The sequence below is a fragment of the Methylobacterium sp. J-026 genome (assembly GCF_022829585.1).
Classification (GTDB): domain Bacteria; phylum Pseudomonadota; class Alphaproteobacteria; order Rhizobiales; family Beijerinckiaceae; genus Methylobacterium.
This window is the reverse complement of the sequence record NZ_JAKSYC010000016.1, coordinates 1-496: the sequence shown is the minus strand read 5'-3', so window position 1 is coordinate 496 and position 496 is coordinate 1. Positions and strand designations below refer to the sequence as shown.

Genomic DNA, 496 nt, shown 5'->3' with positions numbered 1-496 from the left:
CGAATCTGGGGTCCCATCCCGTCGCCCGTCGCCCGCCCCCACACCTGCCACCCCCAGCGCGCGAGCAGTCGCATGTCCGCACCCGGAGGCCGGCATTGCCGGAGGCGAGGGTGCGCAGGTCCCCCGCCCGGCTCGGCTTCGGGGCCAACAAGGCCGCTACCCGGGTGCAGAAACTCTCCGGCGGCGAGAAGGCGCGGTTGCTAATGGGGCTCGCGGCCTTCCACGTCCCGCACCTGCTGCTCCTCGACGAGCCGACCAACCACCTCGACATCGAGAGCCGCCAGGCCCTGGTCGAGGCGATCAACGACTACGAGGGCGCGGTGATCCTGGTCTCCCACGACCGGTTCCTGGTCGAGCCTGCGCCGACCGGCTGTGGCTGGTGGCGGACGGCACCGTGAAGACCTTCGACGGCGACATGGACGATTACCGCCGCTTCGTCCTGTCCGGCCCGGAGCGCGAGGCCGAGCGCGACGTGGAACCCGCGGGCGGCCAGAAG

The 496-nt window shown here is 71.8% G+C and carries 1 pseudogene; it reads left to right on the top strand.

The features are described from left to right. Nucleotides 1-496: pseudogene (locus MKK69_RS00300) on the top strand (ATP-binding cassette domain-containing protein); the annotation flags it as partial.